This window comes from Pseudomonas sp. ACN8 (genome assembly GCF_002303925.1).
Taxonomy (GTDB): Bacteria; Pseudomonadota; Gammaproteobacteria; order Pseudomonadales; family Pseudomonadaceae; genus Aquipseudomonas.
Genome location: NZ_MRCS01000016.1, coordinates 53,367 through 75,379 on the forward strand (window position 1 = coordinate 53,367; position 22,013 = coordinate 75,379).

At 60.0% G+C, this 22,013-nt stretch carries 18 protein-coding genes; 16 read left to right on the forward strand and 2 right to left on the reverse strand.

Going from position 1 to position 22,013, the window contains the following annotated elements; genetic code table 11:
* Nucleotides 1-60: 60 nt before the first annotated feature.
* Nucleotides 61-1,713 (reverse strand): arylsulfatase, encoded by a 1,653-nt coding sequence (locus BSF44_RS11240; protein ID WP_095943556.1) that lies wholly within the window; start codon nt 1,711-1,713, stop codon nt 61-63.
* A 373-nt stretch (nt 1,714-2,086) separates the two neighbouring features.
* On the opposite strand from BSF44_RS11240, the gene BSF44_RS11245 reads away from it, so the two are divergent.
* From BSF44_RS11245 to BSF44_RS11280, 8 genes are all read left to right on the forward strand, one after another.
* Nucleotides 2,087-2,683 carry a paraquat-inducible protein A gene (locus BSF44_RS11245; RefSeq protein WP_095943557.1) on the forward strand — a complete coding sequence of 199 codons (597 nt, stop codon included), beginning with the start codon at nt 2,087-2,089 and terminating at the stop codon, nt 2,681-2,683.
* Complete coding sequence (locus BSF44_RS11250) at nt 2,680-3,336, forward strand: paraquat-inducible protein A (RefSeq protein ID WP_095943558.1); 657 nt, start codon at nt 2,680-2,682, stop codon at nt 3,334-3,336. The genes BSF44_RS11245 and BSF44_RS11250 overlap by 4 nt, the downstream gene beginning before the upstream one ends.
* On the forward strand, nt 3,317-4,993 hold the full coding sequence (locus BSF44_RS11255) for an intermembrane transport protein PqiB (RefSeq protein ID WP_095943559.1): 1,677 nt from the start codon (nt 3,317-3,319) through the stop codon (nt 4,991-4,993). Before BSF44_RS11250 ends, BSF44_RS11255 begins: the two co-directional genes overlap by 20 nt.
* Before the next feature lie 17 nt (nt 4,994-5,010).
* Entirely contained in the window at nt 5,011-5,568 is a 558-nt protein-coding gene (locus BSF44_RS11260) for a membrane integrity-associated transporter subunit PqiC (protein WP_095943560.1), read from the forward strand.
* A 637-nt stretch (nt 5,569-6,205) separates the two neighbouring features.
* On the forward strand, nt 6,206-7,927 hold the full coding sequence (gene arnT / locus BSF44_RS11265; RefSeq protein WP_095943561.1) for a lipid IV(A) 4-amino-4-deoxy-L-arabinosyltransferase: 1,722 nt from the start codon (nt 6,206-6,208) through the stop codon (nt 7,925-7,927).
* Nucleotides 7,928-8,198: 271 nt separating this feature from the next.
* A complete protein-coding gene (locus BSF44_RS11270; RefSeq protein WP_095943562.1) occupies nt 8,199-9,212 on the forward strand; it encodes an iron ABC transporter substrate-binding protein in 1,014 nt (337 codons plus the stop codon).
* Between the two features lie 4 nt (nt 9,213-9,216).
* A complete protein-coding gene (locus BSF44_RS11275) occupies nt 9,217-10,815 on the forward strand; it encodes an iron ABC transporter permease (RefSeq protein ID WP_095943563.1) in 1,599 nt (532 codons plus the stop codon).
* A complete protein-coding gene (locus tag BSF44_RS11280; protein ID WP_095943564.1) occupies nt 10,812-11,882 on the forward strand; it encodes an ABC transporter ATP-binding protein in 1,071 nt (356 codons plus the stop codon). Before BSF44_RS11275 ends, BSF44_RS11280 begins: the two co-directional genes overlap by 4 nt.
* A gap of 4 nt (nt 11,883-11,886) precedes the next feature.
* Here the strand turns inward: BSF44_RS11280 and xerC are convergent, their stop codons facing one another.
* Entirely contained in the window at nt 11,887-12,825 is a 939-nt protein-coding gene (gene xerC, locus BSF44_RS11285; protein WP_095943565.1) for a tyrosine recombinase XerC, read from the reverse strand.
* Nucleotides 12,826-13,214: 389 nt separating this feature from the next.
* Between xerC and arnB the strand changes: the two genes are divergently transcribed.
* Genes arnB through BSF44_RS11325 form a run of 8 tightly spaced genes read left to right on the forward strand, consistent with a single transcriptional unit; the run spans nt 13,215 to nt 22,012 of the window.
* Entirely contained in the window at nt 13,215-14,363 is a 1,149-nt protein-coding gene (arnB, locus tag BSF44_RS11290) for a UDP-4-amino-4-deoxy-L-arabinose aminotransferase (protein WP_095943566.1), read from the forward strand.
* Nucleotides 14,360-15,379, forward strand: a complete 1,020-nt coding sequence (arnC, locus tag BSF44_RS11295; RefSeq protein ID WP_095943567.1) for an undecaprenyl-phosphate 4-deoxy-4-formamido-L-arabinose transferase — start codon at nt 14,360-14,362, stop codon at nt 15,377-15,379. The genes arnB and arnC overlap by 4 nt, the downstream gene beginning before the upstream one ends.
* Entirely contained in the window at nt 15,376-17,367 is a 1,992-nt protein-coding gene (gene arnA, locus BSF44_RS11300; protein ID WP_095943568.1) for a bifunctional UDP-4-amino-4-deoxy-L-arabinose formyltransferase/UDP-glucuronic acid oxidase ArnA, read from the forward strand. Before arnC ends, arnA begins: the two co-directional genes overlap by 4 nt.
* The gene (gene arnD, locus BSF44_RS11305) at nt 17,367-18,251 is read left to right on the forward strand and encodes a 4-deoxy-4-formamido-L-arabinose-phosphoundecaprenol deformylase (RefSeq protein ID WP_095943569.1); all 885 of its coding nucleotides are present in this window, start codon (nt 17,367-17,369) and stop codon (nt 18,249-18,251) included. Before arnA ends, arnD begins: the two co-directional genes overlap by 1 nt.
* Nucleotides 18,248-19,897, forward strand: coding sequence for a lipid IV(A) 4-amino-4-deoxy-L-arabinosyltransferase (arnT, locus tag BSF44_RS11310; protein WP_095943570.1), 1,650 nt, complete (start codon nt 18,248-18,250; stop codon nt 19,895-19,897). Before arnD ends, arnT (BSF44_RS11310) begins: the two co-directional genes overlap by 4 nt.
* A complete protein-coding gene (arnE, locus tag BSF44_RS11315) occupies nt 19,894-20,238 on the forward strand; it encodes a 4-amino-4-deoxy-L-arabinose-phosphoundecaprenol flippase subunit ArnE (RefSeq protein ID WP_095943571.1) in 345 nt (114 codons plus the stop codon). Before arnT (BSF44_RS11310) ends, arnE begins: the two co-directional genes overlap by 4 nt.
* On the forward strand, nt 20,235-20,636 hold the full coding sequence (gene arnF / locus BSF44_RS11320; protein ID WP_095943572.1) for a 4-amino-4-deoxy-L-arabinose-phosphoundecaprenol flippase subunit ArnF: 402 nt from the start codon (nt 20,235-20,237) through the stop codon (nt 20,634-20,636). The genes arnE and arnF overlap by 4 nt, the downstream gene beginning before the upstream one ends.
* Nucleotides 20,633-22,012: a UDP-glucose/GDP-mannose dehydrogenase family protein gene (locus tag BSF44_RS11325; RefSeq protein ID WP_095943573.1), complete on the forward strand. Its 1,380-nt coding sequence runs from the start codon at nt 20,633-20,635 to the stop codon at nt 22,010-22,012. Before arnF ends, BSF44_RS11325 begins: the two co-directional genes overlap by 4 nt.
* The last annotated feature ends 1 nt before the right edge of the window (nt 22,013 follow it).

Consider the following 22,013-nt stretch of genomic DNA (forward strand, 5'->3'; position numbering starts at 1 on the left):
CAGGCGTCCCGGCAGGTCAGGCGGGGGCTGCAGCGACCTCAAGTGGCCGCTGCGAGACGCCTATTGAGGTATCGGAATGCTAATGCCTTCCTTCTTCAAATCCTCCCGAACCGACTGGAACTTCTGATACTTGGACAGTTCGATCGGCCCGTCATAGGTCATGCTTTGCATCTTGCGTGGCGGATACTTGATGTAGGTCTGCATCAGCTTGTTGATCGCCTGACTGATCGGCACCATGGTCCAGGTACGCTCGGTGACGTTACTCATGAAGATGTCATAGCGCTCCTGTGGGTCTTGGTACAAATCGAAGACCTGAGGCACTGTCGCCACGTACTTGGTGGCACCTTTCCAGCCCAGGTTGGTGTCCACGGCCAAGCCACCGGTCTGGGCACCATCGTCGCCGCGCAGGTTGAACACGGCTTTGTAGTTGCCCACACGGGCCGCCCCTGGCGATAACTCGTTTTCGGTAAAGTAGAACCACTCTTTGCGTGGGTTGGGGCCAGTGCCGGTAATCACCGGGGTCATGTCATAGCTGTCGAAAAAGATCGGCTGACCTTCGCGATCCTTCTCCGGCAACTTGATGCCGGCCACCGAGGCGAAGGTCGCCATCAGATCGAGCCCGCCGAGAATGTCGTGGTTCTTGGCGTTCGGTTTGATTTTTCCAGGCCAGGTCATGATCGCCGGCACCCGGTTGCCGCCCTCGCGCACGGTGCCCTTGGTGCCACGGAACGGCGTGTAGCCGGCATCCGGGTAAACGTCCTGCCAGGCGCCGTTGTCGGTGGTGTAGACCACCAGCGTGTTCTTATCCAGGCCCAGCGCCTTGAGCTTGTCCATGATATGGCCGATGCGCGTATCCAGTTCGACCACCGAGTCGGCGTATTTGGACTTGGAGATCGACTTGTGAACGAACTCCGGTGCCGGCAGGTTCGGCTGGTGCACTTTCATGAAGTTGACGTTGATGAAGAACGGCTTGTCGGATTTGGCGGCGGTGTCGAGGAATTCCAGTGCGGCCTTTTCCACATAGCCGTCAAAGTAGGGAATCCCGACGACACCGGGTTTGCCATCGATGACCGGCGTATCAACATACTGGCCGTTGATCTTGAACTCTTCGACGGGCTTCTCTCCGGCCTTGCCCGAGAGTGCGCCCTTGGTCACCTGGGCAAACATCGCCCGGGTTTCCGGGTCCATGTCGGGGAACCAGGTCGGGTCGGCGTAGGTGTAGGCATTGAGGTGATAGAGGCCGACGTACTTCATCACGTCATAGCCCTGGGCATTGGGCATCGCATAGTCGGCTTCACCCAGGTGCCACTTGCCGGTGAAATAGGTTTCGTAACCGCCGGTCTTGAGCACCGAGGCCAGGGTCCATTCAGCGGCGGGCAAACCACCGCCCTGACCCTGAAAGGCCACGGTGGTCATGCCGCTGCGATTGGGGATGCGCCCGGTCTGCATGGCGGCTCGCCCAGGCGTACAACTCGGTTGCGCGTAGAAGGAATAAAAGGTTGTACCCTCAGCGGCCAGTTCGTCGATGCTGGGTGTCGGCATGCCTCGACCGACCCCGCCACCGTATGGCCCAAGATCACCGTAGCCGGTATCGTCGGACACGATGAACAGGATATTGGGCTTTTCTGTTTGTGCTGCCTGGGCCATACCGTTGAGCGCTATCAGTAATGAACCTGCAATGTAGAACCTTGAGCGATGCGAGAGTCTTTTCATGGCGACCTTCCTTTATCGGGACGGATCCTTGTGGCCGGCGACTTTTTTCAAGTAATACGAGACCGGACCCTGATGAGTTACCCCCAAACCATGCCCTCTGATTAGTTCCAAGCGTTCAACTGCCGAAAAAATGAAAAGCCTGTTGCTACTCAAGGCACCCGAATCAGCCTAGTACGGTTATTATCAAAACGCGCATGGCCGTCAGAAGAATTAAAAATCGTCCGTCGCTTGTTTCCCCCATGAAATACCCTGGGTCGAGTCATCCCCGGGCGGCGGATAATGTTAAGCTCGCGACTTTCCATTTGCTCAATCGCAAGTCACCTCTATATTGAGGGGGTGCTCTGAACTTCCTGCCTCTTATTGAGCTTGACCAATGGCAACTACTGATCAGTTGATCATCTGCGAGCACTGCGACAGCGTTTTCCAGAAAGTCACGCTCGCCAAACACCAAAAAACCCTGTGTACGCGCTGCGGCGGCGTACTTCAGCGCTATAACGGCCTCACGGTGGAACAGCGTCTTGCGTTGACCTTCACGGCGTTGATGCTGTGGATATTCGCCAATTTCTATCCGGTGATGAGCATCAACCTCAAAGGCGTGAAGAACAGTGCGACGCTCTGGGACTCGGTGCTGGCGCTGAGCCAGGGGCCTATCACCTTCATCGCCATGGTGGCGGCAATCGCCATGATCATCGCGCCGATTTTCCAGCTGTTGCTGCTGATCTGGGTGCTCGGCTTCGCCCTCGCCCGTCAACGCTCGCCCGGATTCAGGTTATGCATGCGCTGGCTGGAAACCCTGAGGCCCTGGAGCATGCTCGAAGTCTGTCTGCTGGGTGCCATGGTCGCGGTGATCAAGCTCGCCGGACTGCTCGATGTGCTGCCCGGCATCGGGTTGTTCGCCCTGGCTGCGCTGAGCCTGATGATGATCCGCATCGCCGGGCGCGATATCCGCGAACTATGGGACCTTGTATGAGCACGCCTCCTTACGCCGACGAGCTCAACCTGTGCCTGTGTCACACCTGCGGGCTCGCCTGCGACATGACCTTCGAGCCCCACGAATGCGAGCGCTGCGGTGCACCGCTGCACCGGCGCAAAACCAATTCGCTGACCCGCACCTGGGCCTACATGATCGCGGCTCTGGTGTTCTATATCCCGGCCAACCTGTTGCCGGTGATGAACACCCAAATGGTCGGCAATGGCGCCGACAGCACGATCATGAGCGGTGTGTTGGAGTTCTGGGAGGCTGGGGCCTGGGACATCGCCCTGATCATTTTCATTGCCAGTATCGCGGTGCCGGGCATCAAGTTCGTTGCCATCACACTGCTGCTGGTCACCGTGCAACGCGACAGCGAGTGGGCTCGCAAGGAGCGGTCGACGTTGTACCGTTTCGTCGAGGTCATCGGCTATTGGTCGATGCTCGATGTGATCGTGGTCGCCCTGGTGGCTTCGCTGGTCAAGTTCCAGGCCCTGGCCGATATCGAGCCGCGCCCGGGCATTCTGTTTTTTGGTCTGGTTGTGGTGTTTACCATGCTGTCGGCAATGAGTTTCGATCCACGCTTGATTTGGGATAAAGAACGGAAAAACCCACACAATGAGGAGGTCACGGATGAAGTCACAAGCCACTGACGGGCCGCAAGCCCCCGGGCAGGCACCGATCAAGACCCGCCGCTTCAGCGTTTCGCTGGTCTGGATCGTCCCGATCGTCGCGGTGCTGGTGGGTATTTCGCTGGTGGTTCACAGCATTTTGCAACAAGGCCCGACCATCGTTGTCACGTTCAAGACCGGGGACGGCCTGACCGCGAACAAGACCGAGGTCAAATACCGCAATGTCGTGATTGGTCATGTCTCCGATGTGGAACTGGCCAATGACCAGAAGAGCGTCAACGCCACCATCAAGCTGGAAAAGCAGGCCGAAAGCTTTACCCGCGAAGATTCGCAGTTCTGGGTCGTGCGGCCGCGCATTGGCGCGGGCGGTGTGTCCGGTATCGATACGCTGCTGTCGGGCGACTACATCGGTGCCGATATCGGCCAGGCCAACGGCCGGGCAAAAAACTTCAAGGGGTTGGAAAACCCGCCGCCGATCACCTATGGCGAGCCGGGCAAGCGTTTCACCCTGTTCACCCAGGACCTGGGTTCGCTGGATATCGGCTCTCCGGTCTACTACCGCAAGATCCCGGTGGGCCAGGTGGTGGCCTACGCACTGGACGCTGATGGCAAGGGCGTGAACATTGAACTGTTCGTCCATGCACCCAATGACAAATACGTCACCGAAAACACCCGCTTCTGGAACGCCAGCGGCATTGATGTGAACGTCGGCGCCAACGGTTTTGCGGTCAAGACCGAATCGTTGTCTTCCTTGCTGGTGGGCGGCATTGCCTTCCGCGCGCCCGACTACAGCCCTGACGATAAACCTGCGGCTGCCGAGTACGCCTACGAACTGTTCGAAGACCAGCAAACCGCCCTCGCCCCGCCAAACGGCAAGCCGCAGTACCTGGCCATGCGTTTCGACCAGGCAATGCGCGGCCTCAAAGTCGATGCCCCGGTGGAGTTCCTCGGCGTGGACATCGGCAAGGTGGTGGCGGTCAATCTGGATTATGACGAGAAAACTCGCTCATTTCCGGTCAACGTCGGCATTGTGATTTACCCGCAACGCCTGGGCCAGGCCCACATCAAAATGCTCAAGGTGCTCAAGCATGATCCCAATGACGAAGCCGCTGGCGTGCGGCTGATCGGCACCTTCATCGAGAACGGCCTGCGTGCCCAGGCCCGCACCGGCAACTTCCTGACCGGCCAGTTGTACATTGCCCTGGACTTCTACCCCAAGGCCGACAAAGTCGCCTTCGATGCAAACGCGCGCCCGGTCATGATTCCGACCATTCCCGGAAGCCTCGAGCAATTGCAGGAAAAACTCGAATCCATGGTCGACAAGATCAACAAACTGCCGATCGAGCGTATCGCCGGCAATCTCGATGGCAACCTCGTCGAACTGCGCAAAGGCATGATGCAATTCAACGGCAAGATCCTGCCTGGCGTGCAAACCACCCTGTCGGATGTCAGCAAGACCCTGGAAACCGCCAATTCGACCCTGCAATCGGCCAGTTCGACCCTGGCAGATGATTCGCCACAACGGGAAAAACTGGGGCAGACCCTGGATGAACTGGGACGCACGTCGAGATCCTTGCGTGATCTCTCGGATTACCTGGGACGGCATCCGGAATCGCTGATTCGCGGCCGTCCGAACAATGCCGCCCCCATGGATCTGCAAGGGCCACCGCGCAATTGAACACAGGAGCAACACCCATGGCTTTACCGCTGAAGTTCACATTGGTCACCGCGATGTTGCTGCTAGCCGCCTGCCGCAGTGACCCGATTCAATTCCACACCCTGACCCCGGCGCAGCAGGGCGATCACTCAAGGACCACTGTCGGGGTGATCCAGATCGAGACGATCAGCGTGCCGCCCCAGGTCGATCGAGCGCAGATCGTCATTCGCGAGGGCAACAGTGGCCTGGCGATCCTGGAAACCCAATGGTGGGGCTCGACTCTCGTGGACGAATTGCGCAGTGCGCTGGTCGATCAACTGAGCAACAGTCCTGTACAAGGCCGACATTCGGTGCGGATCGATGTGCAGCGTTTTGACTCGGTCCCCGGCCAGTACGCCTTGATGGACGTGGAATGGCGCCTTCGCAGTGCCAGCACCGGCGACACGGCCCGGGTGATCTGCCGCAGCACCTTGCAAACGCCCTCGGGCGCGACCATCGATGACCTGGTGCTTGCCCAGCAAAACAACGTCAAACGCCTGGCCGCGCTGATCAGCCAGGCGGCAGTCAGACCACAGGTGAGTTGCCCCGCGCCCTGAACGCCTTCGCCTCCGGATTAACGGCGACAAGTTCGCCGTTAATCCGTCCCTTCTGTGTTCCGCTGTAATTCTGCGCAACAGAAAAAGATAACAATCCCCAGTAACCGACTAATGACTCGCTGGCCCCCTCCCCTGCAATTTTTTCACATTCCTTTCACTGTGCCGACACTTGCAGAGATGTAACTTTCGCTGCAGTTAATTTGCCGAACTTAGTCTCCGTGGAATTTTTGTACTGTTTCGTGTTTTGTTTAAATAGAACCGTCGCCGTGCCGGTCACCGGTTTTGTCCTGCGACCAGGATCCCCGACCACTCTGGCCCAAGAGAGCCCGCAAACCCGGGTCCGATCACGGACGCGCAGTACGACAGCGCGCTGTTTGTTCGCGTCGATGGCCACGGGCAGTTGTAAGTGCCAGGCCATGTAAATACCGAAGACTGGAACACTCTGCTACAAGAGTAAAACTTGAGCCATAAGGGATCGAAAACTTTGGCAATAAGTCATTTCAAAGCTAACTGAATAACAGCTGAACAAACAACGAAAAGCATGAATTAACTTCTTGCCATTCAATATCATTCCGATTTTCTCTCTGCAAGTTACCCATCACTCTTTAATCAGCCATCCGAGTGCCAAGGTCGAACCGTGACGACAATTCAGCCATTGCCAAAATTTGCCGGCCATTCTTCCCCCCTGCACGCCCCGACGGCGCCTGCCAGCGAGCGCTGGATGCTATTGGCCTTGCTCCTGGCGTTCATGGCGTTCTACTTGCTGCCGCTGATGAGCCACGGCCTGTGGATTCCCGATGAAACCCGTTATGCCCAGATCAGCCAGGAAATGCTGCACGGCGGAAACTGGATTTCGCCGCACTTCATGGGCCTGCGCTATTTCGAAAAACCCATTGCCGGGTACTGGATGATCGCCATCGGTCAGGCGGTGTTTGGCGACAATCTGCTCGGGGTGCGTATCGCGTCTGCACTGTCTACCGGGGTGAGTGTGTGGCTGACCTGCCTGATTGCCCGCCGGTTGTGGAACGATCCGCGCAAAAGCTTCGCCTGCGCACTGTTGTACATGAGCTTCGGGCTGATTGCCGGTCAGGCCGGGTACGCCAACCTCGACCCGCAGTTCACCCTGTGGGTCAACCTGAGCCTGATCTGCCTGTGGTTCGCCATTGACAGCCGCACCACCCGTGCCCGACTGGGCGCCTGGGCAGTGCTGGGCATTGCCTGCGGCATGGGCTTCATGACCAAGGGCCTTCTGGCCTGGCTGCTGCCGGCGGTGATCGCCCTGCCCTACATGGTCTGGCAGCGCCGCGTTGGCGAGTTGTTGCGATACGGGCCACTGACTGTCGTGGTCGCCGCGGCCGTCTGCCTGCCCTGGGCGCTGGCCATCCATCATCAGGAACCGGATTTCTGGAATTTCTTCTTCCGGAACGAGCACGTACGCCGCTTTGCCGCCGACAATGCGCAACACGCCCGTCCGTGGTGGTTCTACCTGCCGATGCTGGTGGTTTCCGTCCTGCCCTGGGCCGTGTTGTTGCCGACGACATTCATCCAGGCCTGGAACAACAAACGTCAGCCTGCCGGCGGTTTTCTCCTGCTCTGGTTATTGCTGCCATTGGCGATTTTCAGCATGAGCAGCGGCAAGCTGCCGACCTACATCATGCCTTGCCTGTTGCCGCTGGCGCTGCTGATGGGGCACGCGCTGACCGGCCTTTTGGAACGATCCAAATCACGGACCATTCGTTTCAACGGTTGGCTCAACGTGATCATTGCCACGACGGCGATGGCTGCTTTGCTTTACCTGCAATTGAGCAAAGAGATTTTCGAGAATACCGAGATGTTCAGCCTGTCCCTGGCGTTCATCGTGCTGCTGGGCTGGATCATCGCCAACGCCCTGCAGATCCTGCGGCCATTGACGTTATGGGCGATGCCGGCCCTCGGCATATGGCTGCTGGTAGCGCTGCTGCCCGCCGCCATGCCGGGCCGGATCGTCGACAGCAAGATGCCCGACCGGTTTATCTCCGAACACCTGGACAGCCTGAACCAGACCACCACGCTGCTGAGCAACGACCTGGGGGCGGCTTCGGCCCTGTCGTGGCTGACCAGGCGACCTGACGTTGCGCTGTACAACGTGGTCGGTGAAATGAAATACGGCCTCTCTGATCCGGCGGCGGCCTCGCGCAAGGTGACCCTGCAAGACGTCGGGCAATGGATGACCGAGGCGCGCAAGAAGGGCTCGGTCGGGGTGGTGATGAGGGTCAACAGCGTCGCCGAGGTTCAGGAAGTCGAGGCGCTGCCCACCGACGGCAAGCGCTATCGGCGCGGCAATCTGCAGGTCCTGATCTTCCCGCCCATCCAGCCCTGACGGAGAAGACGCCAAAAAGGGCCGGCAGGCATCCGAAACTGCGTCATATCCTGATCGACGATCATCCTTTTATGGACGAGTCGAACCGCAGTGGGCACAGTGCTGCTAATCTGAATGAAAATTACATGTATTAACGGTTTTTTTGACGTTATTTTCTCATTTGGACCTCTACATTTCCCGCACTTCAAAAACATGCAAATGATTCGCATTGGTTTACAGGCGGTTCAATGCGCATGACTTTCAAAAAAATGCACCAGGAGCAGCCCGCAGAATGATTCCAAAAATCCCTTCGTTCTTGAAAAAAGCCCTGTTGGCCACCGCTTTGCTGAGCGCCGGCCAGGTCTATGCCGCTGACTCCGTCGGCATCGTGGTGTACAACGCGCAACACGAAGGCCTGACCAAGGCCTGGGTCGAGGGCTTTACCCAGGAGACCGGTATTCCCGTCACCTTGCGCAACGGCGACGACACCGAGATGGGCAACCAGATCGTGCAGGAAGGCGCGGCTTCTCCGGCGGACGTGTTCCTGACCGAAAACTCCCCGGCCATGGTCCTGGTCGACAACGCCGGGCTGTTTGCGCCTGTCGACAAGGCCACGCTGGAACAGGTTGACTCTGCCTACCGCCCGGCCCATGGCAAATGGGTCGGGATCGCCGCGCGCTCCACGGTGTTCGTCTATAACCCGAGCAAACTGCCGGAAGCCGACCTGCCGAAATCGATCATGGACCTGGCTTCGCCGAGCTGGAAGGGTCGCTGGGGGGCATCGCCAGGCGGTGCTGACTTCCAGGCCATCGTCGCGGCCATCCTCCAACAAAAGGGTGAAGCCGCTACGCTGGATTGGCTCAAGGGGATGAAAACCAACTACGCCAACTACCGCGGCAACAGTTCGGTACTCAAGGCGGTAAATGCCGGGCAGATCGACAGCGGCGTGATCTACCACTATTACAGCCTGGTGGATCAGTCCAAGACGGGCGAAAACAGCAAGAACACTACACTGCACTATTTCAAGCACAAAGACCCTGGCGCTTTTGTTAGCATCTCCGGCGGCGGCGTCCTCGCTTCCAGCAAACACCAGGAACAAGCCCAGGCGTTCCTCAAATACATTACCGGCAAGGATGGCCAGGCCGTCCTGAAAAACGGCAAATCGTTTGAATACGCCGTGGGCAAAGACGCTGCATCCAACCCTAAACTGGTGCCTCTGAATCAACTCGATGCGCCCACTGTCGATGCTTCGAAACTCGACAGTAAAAAAGCCGTGGAGCTGATGACACAGGCCGGACTGCTCTAAATTGATGCCAGAAACCCTGCCTGCGGGGGTCGCTGAGGCGACGCCCGCACATTTGCGTCGACGATCCCGCGGAGTCTTTGCGGGACGTGGCGGTGTATGGGTGATCGGTTTGTCGGTGCTGGTTTCATTACTGGCACTGCTACCGATCGCTTACGTGATTGGCGTGTCCCTGCAGACAGGCTGGTCAACCGTTGTGGCCCTGGTGTTCCGCCCTCGGGTCGGTGAACTGCTGGTCAACACCGTGTTGCTGGTGCTGCTGACGATTCCTTTGTGCGTGGCGCTGGGGGTGACACTGGCCTGGCTCACGGAACGCACGAATCTGCCGGGGCGGCGTTGGTGGTCGTTGCTGGCCACCGCGCCGCTGGCGGTGCCGGCGTTCGTTCACAGCTACGCCTGGGTCAGCCTGGTGCCACCGATTCACGGTTTGTTTGCCGGTGTCCTGGTCTCGGTCATCGCCTACTTCCCATTCCTGTATTTGCCGGTAGCGGCCACCTTGCGCCGGCTCGACCCGGCCATCGAAGACGTCGCCGAATCCATGGGGCTCAAACCCTGGAAAGTGTTTTTCCGCGTGGTGTTGCCGCAATTGCGCCTGGCGATCTGCGGCGGTGCCTTGCTGGTCGGCCTGCACTTGTTGGCCGAATATGGCCTGTACGCCATGATCCGCTTCGACACCTTCACCACCGCGATCTTCGATCAGTTCAAATCAACCTTCAACGGTGCGGCTGCACACATGCTGGCCAGTGTGCTGGCGCTGTGTTGCCTGGCGATGTTGACGGCCGAATCCGCCGCCCGGGGCTCCGCGCGTTACGCTCGCGTCGGCTCCGGAAGCGCCCGGGAGCAACGGGTCGTGCGCCTGAAACCGGCCTCCACCCTGCTCTCGCTGACGCTGCAAATCGCGACCTGCGCCCTGGCCCTGGGCGTGCCCTTGATCACCCTGGGCAAGTGGCTAATTGCCGGTGGCGTGGAAGTCTGGAACATGGCCGAATTGTTGCCCGCCCTGGAGCAAACCCTGCTGCTTGGCATTGCGGGCGCGGCGCTGACCACCTGCGCGGCAATCCCGATTGCCTGGCTGTCGATCCGTTACCCCGGCCGACTGCAGCGGGTGCTGGAAAGCTGCAACTACATCACCAGCTCCTTGCCGGGCATTATCGTCGCGCTGGCACTGGTGACCGTCACGATCCATTTTGCCCGGTCGATCTACCAGACCACCTTCACCGTGCTGCTGGCGTATCTGTTGATGTTCTTGCCCCGTGCGCTGGTGAGCCTGCGCGCAGGCATTGCCCAGGCCCCGGTGGAACTGGAAAACATCGCCCGCAGCCTTGGCCGCTCACCGGCCCGGGCACTGTGGCTGATCACCTTGCGCCTGGCTGCCCCGGGGGCGGCCGCCGGCGCGGCACTGGTATTCCTGGCGATCACCAACGAATTGACCGCCACCCTGCTTCTGGCCCCTAACGGCACGCGAACCCTGGCGACAGGTTTCTGGGCCTTGACCAGCGAAATCGATTACGCAGCCGCCGCGCCCTACGCCGTATTGATGGTTGTGCTGTCGCTTCCGTTGACCGGACTTCTTTATCACCAATCGAAAAAAACGGCTGGCCGATGAACACTCTTGAATTGAATGCCCTCTACAAGTCCTATGGCGCCCATTGCGCCCTGGACAACGTCAGCCTGTCGGTGCCCAGCGGCAGTCGCACGGTCATCGTCGGTCCTTCCGGCTCCGGTAAAACCACGTTACTGCGGATGATTGCCGGCTTCGAATTCCCCGACGCCGGGCGTCTTTCGCTCAATGGCCAGACTCTGGTCGACGGCACCCACGAAGTGCCGGCCCATCAACGCCTGATCGGCTACGTGCCACAAGACGGCGCGCTGTTCCCGCACATGACCGTGGCGGCGAACATCGGCTTCGGCCTGGCGACCAAGGGCACTGAAAAACACCAGCGCGTCGCCGAACTGATGGACAGCGTGGCGCTGGACGCGAAGATGGCCGAGCGCTGGCCTCACGAGTTGTCCGGTGGCCAGCAACAGCGAGTGGCCCTGGCCCGGGCGTTGGCGCAACAACCACGGCTGATGCTGCTGGACGAGCCGTTCTCGGCGCTCGATACCGGATTGCGCGCCGCCATGCGCAAGATGGTTGCGCGGCTGCTGGAGGACGCGGGTGTCACCACCATCCTGGTCACCCATGACCAGAGTGAAGCCCTGTCGTTCGCCGATCAGTTGGCGGTGATGCGTCATGGCCGTCTGGTACAGTCCGGGCATCCGCTGGATCTTTACCGCTATCCCGAAGACGAACAGACCGCTTTGTTCCTGGGGGATGCCGTGGTGATGCCTGCACGCATCGAGGCCGGTTGGGCCCATTGCGACCTGGGGCGGATCCCGGTCAACAACCACCGCAACAACAGCTCGGCGCAGATCATGCTGCGCCCCGAACAACTGCTACTGGCCAGCATCCTCCCCAGCGACCCTGAAGCCAGCGGGTGCCGGGCCGTGGTCACCGATCGGGATTTCAGCGGCAACACCTGCACGCTGACGGTGGAGCTCCAGCCATTGACCCGCAACGAGCAATCGGGCCGATCATTGCTGGTGCGCAGTTCAGGCATGTATGCGCCACCGGCCGGCAGCGCGGTTCAAGTCTCGACCATTGGCCACGCCCATGTACTGAGCGAGATTTAATCGCTTACAGATCGAATCGATCCACCGCCCGGCGCCGCTCGTTGTCGTCGCGCACATCGTAGTTGGCCGTGGTCTGGATGTTGCTGTGGTGCGCCAGTTTCTGTGCAATCGACAAGTCATGCTCTTCGATCACCCGGGTGATGAATGAACGCCGGAAGTCGTGGGGCATGATTTTCACCCCGACCTGCGCACCCCGTTGCCGGGCGATGTAGTAGATCGCATGCTTGGTGATGCGCTCACGAGTAATGTGACTGCCGCGGCGGATGCGGTTGAACAGGAACGGGTCGTCCGGCTCGCCGTCCTTGAGCAGCGAACGGCGCAGCTCAAGCCAGGCTTCAAGCTTGGCGAAGGCCCAGGCCGGGGCGTACTTGATCAACTGTTTGTTGCCCTTGGCCGTCACCCGCAGGCTGCGCTCGGTGAAGTCGACCTGGTTCAGCTCCAGGTTCACCGATTCGGATTTACGCATTCCCGAACCGTACAAAATCCCGATGATCGCGGCATCCCGCAGGCCTTGCGGCCGCGGATCGGCGGCGCAGACCGCCATCAGCTCCTGGATCAGTGTGCGCCTGAGATTACGCCCCTGGGGCAGCCGCGTACCGGCCATGCCCTTCACCGAACGCATCTTCAGCAAGTGATCCTGAGAGATCAGGCTCATGCGCCACGCTTCGTTCATCACCCCGCGCACCGCGTTGACGTAGAGCGACGACGTGTTCGGCGCATAGCCGTCCGAACGCAAGGTGGCCACCAACGCAATGACGTCCTCTGGCTGCAGATTGTGCCAGGGGATTTCCTCTATATCGTGGTCTTCGAAGCCCAGGCGGTCGGCGGCGTCCTGCAGCACATAACGCATGGTCAGTTGACTGGACGGTGCCAGCCGCGCCAGATACAGGGTCAGCGGATTGGTGATGGCGGTGCGGGAATCAGTTACAGGTAAGTCAATCAAACGAAACGGCCTTGAATGAAAATAGTTCAATGAAACAACTAAGAAGTGAAATAACGATGAAGTAAAAGACATTACAGCTGTAGGACTTTTCCTAAGATCTACCATAAATGTCGGAAGTCTGAACAGCAGCTTAATAGCTTTCAGATAAACGATTCCCCAACCGTTTTTTCATGTTCCTTTCACAAAATCGGGCATAACCTTCTATAAAGTCGAAGCAACCCGAATGGACGTCCAACCTGCCGCCCATGGCGATAAAAGTCAACCGATGCAATTTTTACTGCTACTCGGTAACTATTTGATTTGATGCAGGTTCTTATTAAGCGTTCAAGCTGATTTGTGGATCCCCTTAGCCTCGAAGGCTATTTACGTTTACAGCCTCTGAGGTGCCCATGAGCAAGGCGTTTCTCCCTTTCTCCCGTCCCGGTATCGGCGACGAAGAAATCGCAGCCGTAGAGCAAGTATTGCGTTCCGGATGGATCACTACCGGGCCGAAGAACCAGGCACTGGAAGAACACTTCGCCAACTACGTCGGTTGTCGACATGCCGTGGCACTTTCCTCGGCCACCGGCGGGATGCATATCACCCTGCTGGCATTGGGTGTCGGTCCCGGCGATGAAGTCATTACACCGTCGCAGACCTGGGTTTCCACCGCCAACATGATCACCCTGCTGGGCGCCACGCCAGTGTTCGTCGACGTCGACCGCGACACGCTGATGACCGACGTGACCGCTATCGAGGCTGCGATCACGCCGCGCACCAAAGCCATCATCCCGGTGCACTACGCCGGTGCGGCATTCGACCTCGACCCGCTCTACGCCCTGGCCGACAAACACGGCATTGCCGTGATCGAAGACGCCGCCCACGCAGCTGGCACTTACTACAAAGGTCGTCACGTCGGCTCCAAAGGCACGGCGATCTTCTCGTTCCACGCAATCAAGAACATGACCTGCGCCGAAGGCGCCATGTTCGTCAGCGACGACGAAGCCCTGGCCTCGCGGGTACGCATGCTCAAGTTTCACGGGCTCGGGGTTGATGCCTACGATCGCCTGACCCATGGCCGCAAGCCCCAGGCCCAAGTGATCGAGCCAGGCTTCAAGTACAACCTGGCCGATATCAACGCGGCCATCGCGCTGGTGCAACTGGAACGCCTGGACGAGATCAACGCCAAGCGCACTCAATTGGCGCAGACCTACCTGCAGCGTCTGGAAGGCTTGCCGGTGCAACCCCTGGCCGTCCCCGCACATTCGCAAAAACACGCCTGGCACCTGTTCATCCTGCGTATCGACGCCGAGCTGTGCGGGCTGGATCGCGAAGCGTTCATGAAAGCCCTCCAGGAACAGAATATCGGCACCGGCATTCACTTCATTGCAACGCACCTGCACACCTACTATCGCCAACGTTTCCCCAACCTGTACCTGCCCAACACCGAATGGAATTCGGCGCGGCTGTGTTCGATCCCGTTGTTCCCCGACATGACCACCGATGATGTCGAGCGCGTCGTCGGCGCCATTGAAAACTGCATGGACAGAAGCCTTTGAGACCTTACCCAATCAACTTCGTTTCGATCGTCATTCCGGTCTACAACGAACAGGAAAGCCTGCCTGAGTTGCTTCGTCGCACCGAAGCAGCGTGTCAGCAACTGACCCATCCCTATGAGATCGTTCTGGTCGACGACGGCAGCCGCGATGATTCCGCGCAGATCCTGGAAGATGCCGCATCCCGTGAAGGCAGCCCGGTGGTGGCGGTGATCCTCAACCGCAACTACGGCCAGCATGCGGCGATCATGGCCGGTTTCGAGCAGTGCAAGGGCGATGTCGTCATCACCCTCGATGCCGACCTGCAAAACCCGCCCGAAGAAATCCCACGACTGATCGCGCAGGCCGAACTTGGCTATGACGTCGTCGCGACGGTGCGCAACAACCGCCAGGACTCAGCCCTGCGCCGCTGGCCATCGAAGCTGATCAACCTCGCCGTGCAACGTTCCACCGGCGTGGCCATGAGCGACTACGGCTGCATGCTGCGCGCCTACCGGCGCACCATTGTCGATGCCATGCTTGCCTGCCGTGAACGCAGCACCTTCATTCCGATCCTGGCCAACAGCTTTGCCCGCCACACCACGGAAATCCCCGTGACCCACGCCGAGCGTGAACACGGCGATTCCAAGTACAGCCCCATGCGCCTGATCAACCTGATGTTCGACCTGGTCACCTGCATGACCACCACGCCGCTGCGACTGCTGAGCATCGTCGGCGTCGGCATGGCGGCCCTGGGCATGCTGTTCGCCATCGCCTTGATCGTGCTGCGCCTGGTGTTCGGCGCCGGCTGGGCCGGTGGCGGCACCTTCGTACTGTTCGCCGTGCTGTTCGTCTTCACCGGCGGTCAATTCATCGGCATGGGCCTGCTGGGTGAATACCTGGGCCGCATGTACAGCGACGTGCGCGCGCGTCCGCGCTTCTTCATTGAAAAGGTGCTGCGCAGCCAGCCCGCCGCGCCCGCTTGCGTTGTTACCGTCGACGGCCTTACTTCCACTTCTTCAGACCGGGTTCCTTCATGAGTGCAAAAGCTGTTGTCTTCGCCTATCACGATATTGGCTGCGCCGGCATCGAATCCCTGCTCTCCTCCGGTTTCGAGATCGCGGCGGTGTTCACCCACGCCGACGATCCGAAGGAGAACGCGTTCTACGGCTCCGTCGCGCAACTGTGCGCGCGCCACGGCATCGCCGTGCATGCACCGGAAGATGCCAACCATCCGCTGTGGATCGAGCGTATCGCCAAGCTCGACCTCGACTACATTTTCTCTTTCTACTACCGCAACCTGCTGAGCGAGCAGTTGCTGGCCACGGCGAGCAAAGGCGCGTTCAACCTGCACGGTTCGCTGCTGCCACGCTACCGTGGTCGCGCACCGGTCAACTGGGTGCTGGTCAACGGCGAAACCGAAACCGGCGTGACCCTGCACCGCATGGTCAAGCGTGCCGACGCGGGCGCCATCGTTGCCCAGCAAAAGGTTGCTATCGAGCGCAGCGACACGGCGCTGAGCCTGCACGGCAAATTGCGCACGGCGGCCGCTGACCTGCTGCGCGACACCTTGCCAGCGCTGCTGCAAGGCAAGACCAGTGAAACACCGCAAGACGAATCCAGGGCCACGGTATTCGGCCGTCGCACCCCGGCCGACGGCAATCTGGTCTGGGCCAGGCCGGCCAAAGAACTGTTCAACCTGGTCCGTGCCGTTACCCAGCCGTACCCGGGCGCCTTCTGCGCGGTGGGCGAGCACAAGCTGATTGTCTGGAGCGCCGAAGTCGCCAAGGGCAACGAAGGCCTGGCGCCGGGCCGCGTCATCAGCGTCGACCCGCTGCGCATCGCCTGCGGTCAAGACTCGCTGATCATCAACGCCGGCCAGCGCAACGACAACGGTCTGTACCTGAGCGGCCCACAACTGGCCAACGAACTGGGCCTGGTGGACGGTTCCGTGCTGCGCGGCGCCGAATCCGGTCGCGCCCCGCGTCGCACCCGCGTGCTGATCCTCGGCGTCAACGGTTTCATCGGCAACCACTTGTCCGAGCGCCTGCTGAGCGACGACCGCTACGAAGTCTACGGCCTTGATATTGGCTCGGACGCCATCGACCGCCTGCGCAGCCACCCGAATTTCCACTTCGTCGAAGGCGACATCAGCATCCACTCCGAGTGGATCGAATATCACATCAAGAAGTGCGATGTGGTGCTGCCGCTGGTGGCCATCGCAACGCCAATCGAATACACCCGCAACCCGCTGCGGGTATTCGAACTGGACTTCGAAGAGAACCTGAAACTGGTTCGCTACTGCGTCAAGTACAACAAGCGTGTGATCTTCCCGTCGACATCGGAAGTCTATGGCATGTGCCAGGACAACAACTTCGACGAGGACAACTCCAACCTGGTGGTCGGCCCGATCAACAAGCAACGCTGGATCTACTCGGTCTCCAAGCAACTGCTGGACCGCGTGATCTGGGCTTATGGCCAGAAGGGCCTGAACTTCACCCTGTTCCGTCCGTTCAACTGGATGGGCCCACGCCTGGACCGTCTGGATTCCGCCCGTATCGGTAGCTCCCGAGCGATTACCCAACTGATCCTGAACCTGGTGGAAGGCACGCCGATTCGCCTGTTCGACGGTGGCGAGCAAAAACGTTGCTTCACCGACATCGCCGACGGTGTGGAAGCACTGGCGCGGATCATCGACAACGATAACGACGTCTGCAACGGCCAGATCATCAACATCGGCAACCCGGACAACGAGGCCAGCATCCGTCAGTTGGGCGAAGAGCTGCTGCGTCAGTTCGAAGCTCACCCGCTACGCGCAAACTTCCCTCCGTTCGCCGGTTTCCGTGACATCGAAAGCAAGGCGTTCTACGGCACCGGCTACCAGGACGTGTCGCACCGCAAGCCAAGCATCGCCAACGCCAAGCGCCTGCTGGACTGGACGCCAACCGTTGAGATGAGCGAAACCATCGGCAACACCCTGGACTTCTTCCTGCGCGAGGCCATGCTCGAAATCGCGGACAAGCGTTGATGCAGGCGGGACTGCGGATTGATGTCGACACCTACCGGGGTACCCGTGACGGGGTGCCACGGTTGCTGGAAATCCTTGATGAAGCTCAGGTCAAGGCGACGTTCTTCTTCAGTGTCGGGCCGGACAACATGGGGCGCCATTTGTGGCGTCTCATCCGTCCACAGTTTCTCTGGAAAATGCTCCGTTCCAACGCAGCCGGCCTGTATGGCTGGGACATTCTGCTGGCCGGTACCGCATGGCCCGGAAAACCGATCGGCCGCGACCTGGGGCACCTGATGCGCCAGGCCCGGGATGCCGGGCATGAGGTGGGTTTGCACGCCTGGGATCACCATGGCTGGCAAGCCAATGCCGGGACCTGGAGCGACGCGCAACTGATCGAACAGATCCGCAAGGGTGTAGACACGCTCAGCGACATTCTCGGCGAGAAAGTCGACTGCTCGGCGGTCGCCGGCTGGCGTGCCGACGAGCGCGTGATCGAAGCCAAGCAGGGCTTCGCTTTTCGCTACAACAGTGACTGCCGCGGCCAGAGTCTGTTCCGGCCGCGACTGGCCAATGGGCAATTGGGTACGCCGCAAATCCCGGTGGACCTGCCGACCTTCGACGAAGTGGTCGGTCCGAGCGTCGCAGCCAAAGATTTCAACCGTTTCATCCTGGACCGGTTCACCCCGGAAAAACTCAACGTCTACACGATCCATGCCGAGGTAGAAGGGATTCTGATGGCCAACGATTTCCGTCAACTGCTGAACGATGCGCGTCAGCGAGACATTCGTTTTCACCCCTTGGGCGACTTGTTGCCCCAGGCCCCTGACAGTTTGCCGATCGGCCGCGTGGTACGCGGTGCGCTCGAAGGTCGCGAAGGCTGGCTGGGAGTGCAAGGCGCATGAGCAAACGCTGGGCTTTGCCGTTATTGCTGGCCATGATGGCGCTGGCGTACTTGCTGCCACTGGGCAGTCATGGCTTGTGGATTCCCGACGAAACCCGCTACGCCCAGATCAGCCAGGGCATGCTCCTGAGTGGCAACTGGGTGTCGCCGCATTTCATGGATGTGCGCTATTTCGAAAAACCCGCGGCCGGCTACTGGATGATCGCCCTCGGGCAGGCGCTGTTCGGCCAGAACCTGTTCGGGGTGCGCTTCGCCTCGGCGCTGAGCACCGGCCTGGGCGTGCTGCTGTGCTATCTGGTCGCCCGCCGGATGTGGAACGAGCCGCGCAAGAGTTTCGCCTGCGCCATGATCTTCATGAGTTTCACCATCATTGCGGCCATGGCGGGGTATGCCAACCTCGATCCGCAATTCAACTTCTGGGTCAACCTGAGCCTGGTGGCGCTATGGTTCGCACTCGACAGCACGAGCCGTGGGCAACGCCTGGTCGCCTGGGCGGTGCTGGGCCTGGCTTGCGGCATGGGCTTCATGACCAAGGGTTTCCTGGCCTGGCTGTTGCCGGTGCTGATCGCCCTGCCCTGGATGATCTGGCAAAAACGCTGGCGTGAACTGCTGGTCTACGGACCCGTGGCGGTGGTGGTCGCCATCGTCGTCAGCCTGCCGTGGGCACTGGCCGTACACGCCCAGGAGCCGGACTACTGGCGATTCTTCTTCTGGCACGAGCATATTCGCCGTTTTGCCGGGGACGATGCCCAGCATGATGCGCCGTGGTGGTTTTACCTGCCGTTGCTGGTGGGTTTCAGCATGCCGTGGGTTGCCTTGCTGCCGCCCGCGTTCAAGCAAGCCTGGCAGAGCCGCCGCCAATCCAATATCGGGTTCCTGCTGCTGTGGCTGTGGATGCCGCTGTTCTTCTTCAGCCTGAGCAAGGGCAAGTTGCCGGCCTACATCCTGCCGTGCCTGCTGCCCCTGGCATTGTTGCTCGGCCATGCGCTGGCTGACCGATTGAAGCTGGAACAAGGTCGCGCCCTGGGCATCAACGGCCTGCTGAACCTGGCAGTGGGTGTGGTCACCCTGCTGGCTTTGGTTTACCTGCAATTGAAAAAGCCGATTTACGATCATGAACTGCACAACCTGATGTTGGTGTTCATCGGCTTGATCGGCTGGATCATGGCCAACCTGCTGCAGGCCTTCCGCCCGTTGCAGTGCTGGGCGGCCCCGGCGTTTGGCAGCCTGTTGCTCGCCGCCGTGCTGCCCGCCGGACTGCCCAACTCCGTCGTCGCCAATAAAACCCCTGACCAATTCATCCTCGATCATGCCCAGGAACTTGGCCAGAGCGCCAAATTGTTAAGCAACGATCTGGGGGCCGCGTCGGCGTTGTCCTGGCGGGTGAAACGGCCTGAAGTGGCTTTTTTCAACACGATAGGCGAATTGAAATATGGCCTTGCCTATCCTGACTCGCTTAAGCAGCGCGTCAACTCCGATCAGGTGCAACAGTGGATGCACGACGCCCGCCAGCAAGGCTCGGTGGGTGTGGTCATGCGGGTCAAGGGCGAAGAAGAGTTGCGCGAACTTGAACAGTTGCCCAAAGAGGGCAAGCGGTATGAACAAGGCAATCTGGTGATTTTGATTATTCCTCAGGCGGCACCATGAGCCTGCTATTGCTGTTAGTGGCCTGCCTGCTGACCTGCCTGGGCCAGATCGCCCAGAAACATGCGGTAGAAAGCTGGCGCGGCCAACCTGCCGGATGGGCGGACAAACTGCGTTCGCCCTGGCTTTGGCTGGCCCTCGCCTCTTTGGGCCTTGGCCTGCTGGTGTGGCTGCTGGTGCTGCAACGCCTGGAAGTCGGGATTGCCTACCCGATGCTGAGCCTGAACTTCGTGCTGATCACCCTGGTCGCGCGTTTCGTGTTCCACGAAACCATCGACCGCCGCCACTGGTTGGGTGTGGCACTGGTGATTGGCGGTGTGGCATTGCTGGGGCAACACGCATGAACCTGAGTCGCGGTATCACCTTCGCACTGGGCAGTGTTTTGCTGGTCAGCGCCGCCCAACTGGGCATGCGCTGGAGCATGAGTCACCTGCCGCAACCCGAACAATGGCTCAGCGCCCCCATCGACCTGACAGCAGTTGCCGTGGTGCTCCTGGCCATCGTCGCTTACGCCCTGTCGATGCTCTGCTGGCTCGCCGCCCTGAGGGACCTGCCCCTGGGCCGCGCCTACTCGTTGCTGAGCATCAGTTACGCATTGGTGTACTTGCTGGCCGCCAGCCTGCCGCTGTTCAACGAAACGTTCAGCCTTACAAAAAGCCTTGGCGTGGCATTGGTCATCCTCGGCGTCATCACCATCAATTCTCGACCTGCTCGTGCGCCCGAATCAAGGAGTGTTCCATGAAAATCAGTGTGTTTGGTAGCGGTTATGTCGGCCTGGTGCAGGCAGCGGTATTGGCGGAAGTCGGCCACGATGTGGTCTGCATGGATGTTGACGAGAATAGAGTCGACCTGCTCCAGCAGGGCCACGTGAGTATTTTCGAACCCGGGCTGGCCAGCCTGGTACGCGAAGGCCTGGATGCCAAGCGGTTGCAGTTCACCAGCGACGAAAAACTCGCTGTCCAGCACGGACAGGTGCTGTTCATCGCGGTCGGTACTCCGTCCCGGGACGACGGCTCGGCGGACTTGCGCTACGTGATGTCGGTGGGCGACGCCGTGGCCCGTCATCGCGAGCAACCGGCGATCCTGGTGGAGAAATCCACCGTCCCGGTCGGCACCGGCGATGCCTTGCGTGCACACATCGACAAATGCCTGCTCAACGCCGGGCGCGTGTTGCAGTTCGATATCGTCTCCAACCCGGAATTCCTGAAAGAAGGTTCGGCCGTGGCCGACTGCCGACGCCCGGACCGTATCGTCATCGGTTGTGAGCGCGAAGAAGTGCGTGACGTGATGCGTGACCTGTACTCGCCCTTCAACCGCAATCATGAACGCATCATGTTCATGGACCTGCGCAGCGCCGAGCTGACCAAGTACGCCGCCAACTGCATGCTGGCGACCAAGATCAGCTTCATCAACCAGATCGCCGAGCTGGCCGAACACCTGGGTGCCGATATCGAATCGGTACGCCTGGGCATCGGTGCCGACTCGCGCATTGGCTATCACTTCATCTACCCCGGTTGCGGCTACGGTGGCTCATGTTTCCCCAAGGACATGCGCGCCCTGATCCACAGCGCCGAAGAGGCCCATTGCTCCAGCGACCTGCTGCAAGCGGTGGAAGCCATCAACGAGCGGCAGAAATACAAGCTGTTCGAGCGCATCAACGCGTTCTACAAGGGCGACTTGCGTGGCAGGACCTTTGCCTTGTGGGGCCTGGCGTTCAAGCCAAACACCGACGACATGCGTGATGCGCCGAGCCGGGTGTTGCTCGAATCGTTGTGGGCCGCCGGGGCGAATGTCCGTGCGTTCGATCCGGAAGGCATGCAGGAAACCCAGAAGCTGTATCCCGATGAATCGAAACTGATGCTCATGGGTACGCCCGAGTCGGTCTTGTCCGGCGCCGATGCACTGATCATCTGCACCGAATGGCAACAGTTCAAGGCGCCGGACTTCGAACTGATTCGCCAGCGGCTCAACGCACCGGTGATCTTCGACGGCCGCAACCTGTACGACACAGACCGTCTGGCACGCATCGGTTTCAGCTACTTCCCGATCGGCCGGGGCGAGTCGAGCAAATTGCCGATTCCGCACCTGCAATGGTTTGCCGAGTCAGTGGTCGCCTGAA

Coding starts and splice junctions, on each gene's coding strand:
- BSF44_RS11325 (WP_095943573.1), top strand. CDS start 20,633: ATGAAAATCAGTGTGTTTGGTAGCGGTTATGTCGGCCTGGTGCAGGCA.
- arnB (WP_095943566.1), top strand. CDS start 13,215: ATGAGCAAGGCGTTTCTCCCTTTCTCCCGTCCCGGTATCGGCGACGAA.
- BSF44_RS11270 (WP_095943562.1), top strand. CDS start 8,199: ATGATTCCAAAAATCCCTTCGTTCTTGAAAAAAGCCCTGTTGGCCACC.
- arnA (WP_095943568.1), top strand. CDS start 15,376: ATGAGTGCAAAAGCTGTTGTCTTCGCCTATCACGATATTGGCTGCGCC.
- arnF (WP_095943572.1), top strand. CDS start 20,235: ATGAACCTGAGTCGCGGTATCACCTTCGCACTGGGCAGTGTTTTGCTG.
- arnD (WP_095943569.1), top strand. CDS start 17,367: ATGCAGGCGGGACTGCGGATTGATGTCGACACCTACCGGGGTACCCGT.
- BSF44_RS11280 (WP_095943564.1), top strand. CDS start 10,812: ATGAACACTCTTGAATTGAATGCCCTCTACAAGTCCTATGGCGCCCAT.
- arnE (WP_095943571.1), top strand. CDS start 19,894: ATGAGCCTGCTATTGCTGTTAGTGGCCTGCCTGCTGACCTGCCTGGGC.
- BSF44_RS11275 (WP_095943563.1), top strand. CDS start 9,217: ATGCCAGAAACCCTGCCTGCGGGGGTCGCTGAGGCGACGCCCGCACAT.
- BSF44_RS11240 (WP_095943556.1), bottom strand. CDS start 1,713: ATGAAAAGACTCTCGCATCGCTCAAGGTTCTACATTGCAGGTTCATTA.
- arnT (WP_095943570.1), top strand. CDS start 18,248: ATGAGCAAACGCTGGGCTTTGCCGTTATTGCTGGCCATGATGGCGCTG.
- BSF44_RS11250 (WP_095943558.1), top strand. CDS start 2,680: ATGAGCACGCCTCCTTACGCCGACGAGCTCAACCTGTGCCTGTGTCAC.
- BSF44_RS11260 (WP_095943560.1), top strand. CDS start 5,011: ATGGCTTTACCGCTGAAGTTCACATTGGTCACCGCGATGTTGCTGCTA.
- BSF44_RS11255 (WP_095943559.1), top strand. CDS start 3,317: ATGAAGTCACAAGCCACTGACGGGCCGCAAGCCCCCGGGCAGGCACCG.
- BSF44_RS11245 (WP_095943557.1), top strand. CDS start 2,087: ATGGCAACTACTGATCAGTTGATCATCTGCGAGCACTGCGACAGCGTT.